The 8761-nt window shown below is 65.9% G+C and carries 9 protein-coding genes and 1 pseudogene; 4 read left to right on the forward strand and 6 right to left on the reverse strand.

What is annotated here, in order from left to right:
* Positions 1-468: pseudogene (locus tag GPT34_RS17130) on the reverse strand (two-component sensor histidine kinase); the annotation flags it as partial.
* Positions 469-606: 138 nt separating this feature from the next.
* On the reverse strand, positions 607-1332 hold the full coding sequence (locus GPT34_RS17135) for a response regulator transcription factor (protein ID WP_291015093.1): 726 nt from the start codon (positions 1330-1332) through the stop codon (positions 607-609).
* Positions 1333-1439: 107 nt separating this feature from the next.
* Between GPT34_RS17135 and GPT34_RS17140 the strand changes: the two genes are divergently transcribed.
* On the forward strand, positions 1440-3035 hold the full coding sequence (locus tag GPT34_RS17140; RefSeq protein ID WP_291015096.1) for an AMP-binding protein: 1596 nt from the start codon (positions 1440-1442) through the stop codon (positions 3033-3035).
* Here the strand turns inward: GPT34_RS17140 and GPT34_RS17145 are convergent.
* Complete coding sequence (locus tag GPT34_RS17145) at positions 2974-4392, reverse strand: MFS transporter (RefSeq protein WP_291015099.1); 1419 nt, start codon at positions 4390-4392, stop codon at positions 2974-2976. The genes GPT34_RS17140 and GPT34_RS17145 overlap by 62 nt on opposite strands.
* Positions 4393-4451: 59 nt before the next feature.
* Here GPT34_RS17145 and GPT34_RS17150 point away from each other — a divergent pair, with 59 nt between their 5' ends.
* On the forward strand, positions 4452-5321 hold the full coding sequence (locus GPT34_RS17150) for a M48 family metallopeptidase (RefSeq protein WP_291015101.1): 870 nt from the start codon (positions 4452-4454) through the stop codon (positions 5319-5321).
* A gap of 14 nt (positions 5322-5335) precedes the next feature.
* On the opposite strand, the gene GPT34_RS17155 is transcribed toward GPT34_RS17150, so the two are convergent.
* Both GPT34_RS17155 and GPT34_RS17160 read right to left on the reverse strand, forming a co-directional pair.
* Entirely contained in the window at positions 5336-5974 is a 639-nt protein-coding gene (locus tag GPT34_RS17155; protein ID WP_291015103.1) for an MBL fold metallo-hydrolase, read from the reverse strand.
* Between the two features lie 83 nt (positions 5975-6057).
* Positions 6058-6492: a TerB family tellurite resistance protein gene (locus GPT34_RS17160; protein ID WP_291015105.1), complete on the reverse strand. Its 435-nt coding sequence runs from the start codon at positions 6490-6492 to the stop codon at positions 6058-6060.
* Between the two features lie 306 nt (positions 6493-6798).
* Between GPT34_RS17160 and GPT34_RS17165 the strand changes: the two genes are divergently transcribed.
* Positions 6799-7182 carry a hypothetical protein gene (locus GPT34_RS17165; protein ID WP_291015107.1) on the forward strand — a complete coding sequence of 128 codons (384 nt, stop codon included), beginning with the start codon at positions 6799-6801 and terminating at the stop codon, positions 7180-7182.
* 148 nt (positions 7183-7330) lie between these two features.
* Here the strand turns inward: GPT34_RS17165 and GPT34_RS17170 are convergent, their stop codons facing one another.
* A complete protein-coding gene (locus GPT34_RS17170; RefSeq protein WP_291015110.1) occupies positions 7331-8230 on the reverse strand; it encodes a LysR family transcriptional regulator in 900 nt (299 codons plus the stop codon).
* Positions 8231-8381: 151 nt separating this feature from the next.
* Here GPT34_RS17170 and GPT34_RS17175 point away from each other — a divergent pair.
* The coding region (locus tag GPT34_RS17175) for a hypothetical protein (RefSeq protein ID WP_291015113.1) at positions 8382-8761 on the forward strand (380 nt) is incomplete at its 3' end.

The raw sequence follows: 8761 nt of genomic DNA on the forward strand, positions 1-8761 counted from the left end.
CTCGCCCCAGCGCTCCACGCCTTTTTGCAAGCCCTCCAGCCGCTTGGTGAGTCGGCGCACGATGGGGTAGGCGCCCAGCGCCACCGCCAGGGCCACCAGGCCAAGCAACCAGGCAAAACCCATCGGTGACTGCAGCCAGGATTGCGTTCGGCGCGTCGGGAGTGTGTCCGAGGACGGGCGATTGCGACGTGGCAGGTTGATGTAAAGCGTCTGCCCGTCTTTCATCGTCACCTGAAACTCCAGCCCCTCACCCGGCAGCCGCACGGCTCGGGCTGGGGCCTGGCCCACCACCTCGCCTGCGCTGTTGCGCAGCACGATTTCGCGTTCGGTGCGGTTGTTGGCCTGCTCGCGCTGCGTGTCCAGCGCCACCTGCCACAACCATCCCACCACCAGCGCCAGCAAACCCACCGCCACCACAATGGCCAGCCAGATGCGAAGGTAAAGCCGTTGGCCAAGCAAGCGTTTCATGCCAAGTTCCCACGGTGGCAGGCGGGCCGAGCGCTGCCAAGTGGAAGGGAAGTCTCTCCAAGGGCACCGCGGAACCGGCTTCGCCGGGCCGCCAGTGCCGCCCCCTGGGGGGTGACGCCGCAGGCGGCGCGGGGGGGGTCAATCCTGCTGTTTCGCAAACACATACCCCACACCACGCACCGTGAGGATGCGCTTGGGTTCCTTGCTGTCGGCCTCGATGGCGTTGCGGATGCGACCGATGTGCACGTCGATGCTGCGGTCAAACGCCTCCAGCTCGCGCCCGCGCACCGCCTCCATGATCTGGTCGCGCGTGAGCACCCGCCCGGCGCGCTCGGCCATGGCCACCAGCAAGTCAAACTGGTAGGACGTGAGCTCACAAGCCTGCTCGCCCACCTGCACCGTGCGGGCATCGCGGTCGATTTCCAGCGAGCCAAAGCGCAACACCGGCGTGCTGCGGCTCACCGAGGTCGCGCTGCCTTCGCCGCGACGGCGCAACACGGCGCGAACGCGTGCCAGCAGTTCGCGCGGTTCAAACGGTTTGGGCAAGTAGTCGTCGGCGCCCAACTCCAGGCCGATGATGCGGTCCATCGGATCGCCCTTGGCGGTGAGCATGATCACCGGCACCCGACCCAGGCTGCCTGGCAGCGCGCGGATGCGCCGGCACACCTCCAGCCCGTCGATGCCGGGCATCATGAGATCCAGCACCACCAGCTCGGGCATCACCAGTTGCAACTGCTCCAGGCCTTGCTCGCCGTCGGGCGCGTGGGTCACCACGAAACCCGATTGGCCGAGGTACTCCACCACCATCTGGGCCAGGCGGCTATCGTCTTCAATCATCAGCAAGGACAATGGGGCAGAAGTCATGGTTTCAGTGTAGCGGGCTGGGAAGAAGCAGATCATCGTGACCGGCGCTGGTGAACCGGGCTTGTGTTGCACGTAAAGTTGGGTGAAGTTCCCACCTGACCTTCCCCATGACCACCCCCGCTGCACCACCCGCCGCTGCCAGTTTCGACGCTGTGCTGAGCCGACTGGCCGCGACGTACCCGGACAAGCCCCTGCTGTGCTGGTTGGCTGCACCAACCTCGGCCGCTGACTGGGCGGCGCTCACGGGCATCAGGCTGCAACAACGCGTGAGCCAAGCGCAGCACTGGCTGACACACAGCGCTGGTGTGGTGCCCGGCGAACGGGTGGCCTGGCTGGGCTTGAATCACCCGGCGCAGGTTGTGCTGTTGCTGGCGTTGGCCCGGCTGGACGCCATGCTGGTGCCGCTGAACCACCGCCTTTCGCCCGCCGAATGGGCCAACGTGCTGCGCGACTGCAGGCCACAGACTTTGCTCCACGACGAGCATTTTGGCGAGCAAGGCCAGGCCTTGGCGCGCACGCTGATGCAGGACGCAGGCCTGAAGCTCCAGGCCTGGTCGGTCAACGCGTTGCTCGACAACCCTGCGCCAGCATGGCCGGCCAAGCCCGCCGCCGAGGTCTCTCGCCCCGACTCACCGCTGCTGCTGGTCTACACCTCCGGCACCACCGGCGAGCCCAAGGGCGCGGTGCACACCCAGGCCCACCTGCTGGCCAACATGGCAATCGCCGCCGATGTGCAGCGGCTGAGGCCGGATGATCGCGTGCTCACCGTGTTGCCGCTGTTCCATGTGGGAGGCCTTTGCATCCAGACGCTGCCCGCCCTTGGCGTGGGCGCGACGGTGCACCTGTGCAGCCGGTTCGAGGCCGCCGCCACGCTGGCCAGCATCGCCCACGAGCGCATCACCCTCACCCTGCAGGTGCCCGCCACGCTGCAGGCGCTGACACAGCATGCTGACTGGCCACATGCTGATCTCTCCAGCCTGCGCGCCATCTGGGCCGGCTCCAGCCTGCTGCCCGCGCCCACGCTGGAGGCCGTTCACGAACGCGGCGTACCGGTGTGCAACGTCTACGGCAGCACCGAGACCGGCCCGTTTTCAATCGCCTTGGCGCCGGAGCATGCGCACAGCCACCTGGGCTCGTGCGGCTGGCCGGCGCCAGGCGTCAGCGTGAAGCTGTGTGATGCTCGCGGCGAATCAGTCGCGGCGGGGCAGGTCGGCGAGATCTGTCTGCGCGCGCCCAATGTCGTGCAACGCTACTGGCCCGACCGCGCTGCGGTTGATGCTGACGGCTATTTCCACTCGGGCGACCTGGCCAGCCAAGCGGTCGACGGCAGCTTCACCATCGTCGGCCGCTCCAAAGACATGATTATTTCCGGCGGCGAAAACATCTACCCCGCCGAGATCGAAAACCTGCTGCTGCAACACCCCTGGGTACGCGAATGCGCCGTGGTCGCCCAGGACGACGCGCGCTGGGGTGAAGTGGCGGTGGCGGTGGTGGTGCTGGATGCAGTGGCTGGCGATACCTGGGAGCAGGCGCTGCAATCCCACCTTCAAGACCGCCTCGCGCGCTACAAATGGCCGCGACGTTGGCAGCGGCTGCACAGCTTGCCCCGCACCGCCCTGGGCAAGGTTCAGAAAGCTGCGCTCAGGACTCAGCTGGCGGCTGGGCTGGTGCCGAACCCACCGGACGATCTGCCTCGGGCGTGAGCCGGGTCGCCAGCCACACCAGCAGCAGCACCGGCAATCCAAGGAATGCGGTGGCGGTGAAGAAAGTGGCGTAGTCGTAGGCGTCGACAAACGCCCCCGAAAAACCAGCCAGCCACTTGGGTGCCAGCAGCATCATGGAGCTGAACAGCGCGTATTGCGTAGCTGAGTACTTCACGTTGGTCAGGCTAGAGAGGTAGGCAATGAACGCGGCCGAGGCCACGCCCGCACTCAGATTGTCGGCCGAGATCACCGCGATCAGCGCGGTCACGTCGTGCCCGTGCCCAGCCAGCCACGCAAACAGCAGGTTGCTCGCCGCCGACAACACGGCGCCCAGCATCAGCACCCGCATAACGCCCCAGCGCAAGGACATGGCGCCGCCCAGGAAAGCGCCCACCAAAGTCATCACGATGCCGTAGACCTTGGTCACCGCGGCCACCTCGTCCTTGGTGTAGCCCATGTCCACATAAAACGGGTTGGCCATGATGCCCATCACCACATCGCTGATGCGGTAGACCCCGATCAGTGCCAGGATCAGCAGCGCCTGCTTGCCGTAGCGCTTCAGAAAATCGGCGAACGGTTCGACCAGTGCGGTCTTCAGCCACTCGGCCGCATCTCGCGCGGGCGGCAGCTCCACCCGGGCGGGCTCTCGGGTGAACAGCACGGTGAGCACCCCCACCAGCATGCTGACCGCCATCACCAGGTAGGCCGTGGTCCACGCCGCCTGCTGATACAGCACGCCCGGCACGGCGACAGCGGCGGGCACCACGGGCGCGATCTCGGCCCGCGCCGCGATCCACAGCACCCCGGCGCCCGCCCAGATCATGGCCACGCGGTAGCCGGTCTGGTAGGTAGCGGCCAGTGCACCCTGGTGTCGCACGTCGGCAGATTCGATGCGGAAGGCGTCGAGCGCAATGTCCTGCGTGGCCGACGCAAACGCCACCGCCAGCGCACACCACACCACCAAGGTCAGCTCGGTGCGAGGATCCGCCAACGCCATGCCGACCAGCGCGGCCATGATGGCGAACTGGGACACCAGCAACCAGCTGCGCCGCCGCCCGAGTGCTCGGGTCAGCAGCGGGATGGGCAGCCGGTCGACCAAGGGCGCCCAGCACCATTTGAAGCCGTAAGCCAGCCCGACCCAGCTCAGGTAGCCGATGGTGGCGCGGTCCAGCCCCGCTTCGCGCAGCCGGAAACTCAGCGTGCCCAGCACGAGCAGCAGTGGCAAGCCGGCAGAAAAGCCCAGCGCCAGCATGCGCAGACTGGCCGGCTCCAGGTACACCCGCAGCGTCTCCCCCCAGCTCGGACGCTGGGGAGGAGCTTCGGTGAGCGAGGTTGCGGCGGAAGTATCAGGCGGCATGGCGGTGGTGGTTGGTGCCGTGCCGTGCAGCGCACGCCGGCTTTGTCTATTATTCCTGCATGTGCCTGCTCTGCGATTTCAAAGCCTCTGTTGCCGTTTCAACTGCGCCCCGCGAAGGTGTGTGGCAAGCGCGGCGAGCGTTTGCGCTGGCCGGAGCCGCCGCTGCGGGCTTCGCTGCCCTGCCAGCGGCGGCTCAAGTCGACGTGGGCAGATCTTCGTCGGTGCGCAAGCTGGTGCCTGCAGGCGAGCTGGAAGGCGCAGCCGCCCAGCAATACGATCAGATGATGGCCGAGGCTCGCCAGCAGCGCGTGCTCATGCCCGACGGTCACCCGCAGGTGCGCCGCTTGCGCGCCATGGCCAACAAGTTGATTCCCCACACCACGCCGTGGAACGACCGCGCGCAGGACTGGCGCTGGGAAGTCAACCTGATCAACAGCCCGCAGATCAATGCCTTCTGCATGCCGGGCGGCAAGATTGCGTTCTACACCGGCATCCTCGACAAGCTTCAGCTTGACGAGGATGAAGCCGGCATGATCATGGGCCACGAAATGGCCCATGCCCTGCGCGAACACGCCCGCGAACGACTGGCCAAAACCCAGGCTACCGGCATGGGGCTGGGCATCCTCTCGCAGTTGCTGGGCCTGGGTGATCTGGGCAATGTGGCGGCCAATCTCGGCACCCAGCTGCTCAGCCTGCGCTTCAGCCGCGACGACGAGACCGAAGCCGACCTGGTGGGCCTGGAGCTGGCCGCGCGCGCGGCCTACCGGCCAAACGCCAGCGTCAGCCTCTGGCAGAAAATGGCCCAGGCCACCGGTGGCGGCGGTCCAGGCTTTCTCTCCACCCATCCCACCGGCCCCGACCGCATCCGCCAACTGCAGGCCAATGTACCCAAAGTGCAGCGCTTGTATGAGCAGGCGCGGCGCGGCTGACGCCCAGTTGTGCCTCAGCTGCCTTGCACGTACGGGTTGCTCGACCGCTCCTCGCCAAACGTACTCTCCGGCCCGTGCCCCGGGATGAACACCGTGTGGTCCCCCATGGGCCAAAGGCGCTCTTTGATGCTGCTGATGAGCTGCGCGTGATTGCCTTGCGGGAAATCGGTGCGGCCTATGCTGCCGGCGAACAGCACATCGCCCACAAACGCGCGCTTTGCCTCGGCTGAATGAAACACCACATGACCTGGGGTGTGACCCGGGCAGTGGCGCACCTGCAGCGTGCAGTGTCCGATCTGCACTGTGTCGCCGTCGGCCAGCCAGCGCGTGGGCGTGAAGTGCCCGGCGGGCGGAAAGCCGAACATGGCGCTTTGCTGCGGCAGGCCATCGATCCAGAACTGATCGCCGGGATGTGGACCGATGATGGGCAGGCTCAGGCGATCGGCCAGCTCGGCGGTACCTCCCGCGTGGTCGATGTGGGCGTGGGTGAGCCAGATGGCCTTGAGGTTCAACCCCAGGCGTTTCACCTCGGCCAGCAATCGGTCCAAGTCGCCACCCGGGTCGATGATGGCGGCCTCCTGAGTGTCAGAGCACCAGACGATGGAACAGTTTTGCGCGAACGCGGTAACGGGGACGGTGAGGTATTTCAGCATGGCGGTATCCGGAGGCCCGCACTGTAACCCGGCTCAGGCCTCCGAGCCGCCCCCGGCTCCCTCTCACGCGATGGGATCGTCCCTCAGGCGGCGCGCACCATGGGCGAATCGTTGCCCGGGAGCAGCATCTGACGGTGCAGCCCCCAGTGCTCCACCGCGGCATTGAGCACGAAGGACTCGCCGTCCGCCACCTCACCGTCGGCCTCCGCGATCTGCACGCAGATGTGCAACACGCGCTGGCGCAAAGCCGGCAAGGTGATTTGCGCCATGAGCTGGGTCATCTCGCGCTCGTCCAGCGGGCAGTCGTGTGACCAGCCCGACGGTGGATTGTTGAGCGCTTCGCGGCAGAACTCGCGCATCACGTCGTACATCTCATCGCGCGGGAGGTCGAGCTGTTCGTGCACGTTCATGCTGTCGAGCAGCGCGAGCTCGTCGTGGCCAATTTCGCCGTCAGCCACCAGGGCCAATGCGACAACTTGCGCGGCAACTTGCGGGCTGTTGATTTCAAAGCTCTGCATGAATGTCTCCTGAAAAGTCCCCGCCAAGGGGGATGGTCTGCACAGGACGAGGCGGGCGCTGTTCGCTCGCTGCGCCGCGGATCACTTGGCATTTGCACCTTAGGTGGGCACCCTCAGCAGGCCAAGCAGGCTGACGCGAAAAGTGACTTCGAAAAATCGGGAGAGACTGCTTCCATCAGGCCAGGGAAAAGATGGTGACAACAATCAAATGCAGTTTTATTCGATGTTTTCGTTCGCGAGCTGCTGCTTTTTCAACAACATGGTGTCGCGCACATTGCGAACTCCGAAACATCACCTGGAGTTCACATGGACATGCAATTCCGCTCTCCCGACCCCGAAGGCGCGCTCTGGCATCAACGCTCCCTGGCGCGCATGCGCCGCGCGCTTCGCCGTTTGCACGGCGCTGTGGCGCAAGTGTGTGTGCAGCTGGAAGACATCAACGGGCCCGACGGCGGCGTGGACAAGCGCTGCCGGGTCGAGGTCGCGGTGCCTGGCCAGGAGCCGGTAGCCGTCACGGCCACCGCACGCTCGTGGCAAGCCTCGATCGACGCCGCAGCCACGGTACTGCGTCAGCGCCTGATCAGCCGCACTGCCCGCACAGCCAAGGGGGAACTCGCTGCATCGCCCCCACGGTCAGACCGACCAAACCACGCCGCACGCGCACCACTGCGACTGCAGTCAACCGGGTGACACCTTCACGGCAGACAGAACCTCTCCAGAGCCTTTGCCTGCAGAACCCTCGCGAGCACGCGAGATCTGACGCCCACGGCGTCTAGCCAGCGAGACCAAAAGCCTGCTGGGCGCAGCTAACGCCGTGCCGCGCTCACCCAGCCCGATCTCACCCGCGCCGCAACACTTCGGCCTCGGGCCGCTTGAGCAGCGCCTTGAGCCAGGGTGGTTCGAAGTGGCGCTGCACCGTGATCGCGTAAAAACTTTCTTGCAAATCGGGCACCACGGCGTACTCCACCAGCGCGCCACTTTTCAGCTCGTCCTGCACCACCACCGTGGGCAGCAGAGCCACGCCACCCGAGTCGCGAGCCAGCAAGCGCAGCAGTGCCATGTCATCGACCTCGGCGCGCAAGGTGTAGCGGATGCCAAGCTGATCACACAGCAGATCGAAGCCCGCGCGGATGTCGCTGTCGCGCCCAGGCAGAAGCAGCGGCACCCCGCTCAGATCAGCGGGAAATCGAAAGGCCCGCCGGCCCTTGCGCGGCGGGCCGACCAGGCTGATCGGCTGGCGCGCGATGCGCCGGCAGCGCCAAGGCTCGTCGGCACTGCTGTGCACCCGCTGGTTCGACAGCACGAGATCCACCGTGTGCACCCTCAGCCGGGCCAGCAGCTCGGGCAGGCTGCCAGATTTCAGCACCAGTTCCACGTCGTTTCGGACCAGCAGCGGCGAGAGAAAGTTTTCCTGGAAGTTGCGTGACAGCGTGGCCACTGCACCGATGCGCATCACCTCGCGCTCCAACCGGCGCCCGTCTCGCAGCAGCGCCATGAGCTCAGTGCCCGAGGTGAAGATGGATTCGGCGTAGCTCAGCGCCAGCTGGCCGGCCTCGGTCAGCACCAGCGCTCGACCCTGGCGTTCAAACAGCGCCTGGCCGAGCTGCTCCTCCAGCTGCTTGATCTGGGTGGATAGCGCCGATTGCGACACATGCAGACGCGCAGCGGCGCGGGTGAGGTTGCCCTCTTTGGCAACCGCCCAGAAATAGTGCAGGTGGTGGTAGTTGAGGCGTTGCATGGCACTTATCGTTCTTTATTAATGAACGTTTTATCAACAACAATGAATTTTACGCAAGAAAGATTCATGGGCACAGTCTCGATATCACGTTTTTCTCCCAGCTGGCAACGCTGCGATCCCGAAACCACCCGGCACTGCCCCCCCCGCTCTCATGAACCCAGATCCTTTTCCCACGCTGCCCATTGCCCAGGCGTTGCTGTTGCTTGCTCCCTTCGCCACGCTGATCCTGGCGGCCCTCGCGGCAGCCCGCAGCGCTTCGCCGGCCTGGGGTCTGGCGCGCGGCGCCAGCTCGGCTGCGCTGCTGTTCAGCCTGGCGAATGCGCTGATGCTGCTGTTTGCACCGGCTGGTCAGGCCTGGGGCTTGCGCATCGACGCCATCGGCGCCACCGTGCTGCTGCTGGTGAGCTTTGTCGGCTGGTGCATCGTGCGCTACTCGCAGACTTACCTGAATGCGGAGCGCGGCGAAGCGCGCTATGTGGCTTGGCTACTGACCACCCTGGCAGCGGTGCTGGTGGTCGTCACCAGCAATCA

Source organism: Hydrogenophaga sp. (assembly GCF_011390835.1).
In the GTDB taxonomy this organism is placed as follows: Bacteria; Pseudomonadota; Gammaproteobacteria; order Burkholderiales; family Burkholderiaceae_C; genus Hydrogenophaga.

Excerpts from the sequence above, each read along its gene's own strand:
- GPT34_RS17170 (WP_291015110.1), bottom strand. The coding sequence starts at position 8,230 with ATGCAACGCCTCAACTACCACCACCTGCACTATTTCTGGGCGGTTGCC.
- GPT34_RS17160 (WP_291015105.1), bottom strand. The coding sequence starts at position 6,492 with ATGCAGAGCTTTGAAATCAACAGCCCGCAAGTTGCCGCGCAAGTTGTC.
- GPT34_RS17145 (WP_291015099.1), bottom strand. The coding sequence starts at position 4,392 with ATGCCGCCTGATACTTCCGCCGCAACCTCGCTCACCGAAGCTCCTCCC.
- GPT34_RS17140 (WP_291015096.1), top strand. The coding sequence starts at position 1,440 with ATGACCACCCCCGCTGCACCACCCGCCGCTGCCAGTTTCGACGCTGTG.
- GPT34_RS17155 (WP_291015103.1), bottom strand. The coding sequence starts at position 5,974 with ATGCTGAAATACCTCACCGTCCCCGTTACCGCGTTCGCGCAAAACTGT.
- GPT34_RS17150 (WP_291015101.1), top strand. The coding sequence starts at position 4,452 with ATGTGCCTGCTCTGCGATTTCAAAGCCTCTGTTGCCGTTTCAACTGCG.
- GPT34_RS17165 (WP_291015107.1), top strand. The coding sequence starts at position 6,799 with ATGGACATGCAATTCCGCTCTCCCGACCCCGAAGGCGCGCTCTGGCAT.
- GPT34_RS17135 (WP_291015093.1), bottom strand. The coding sequence starts at position 1,332 with ATGACTTCTGCCCCATTGTCCTTGCTGATGATTGAAGACGATAGCCGC.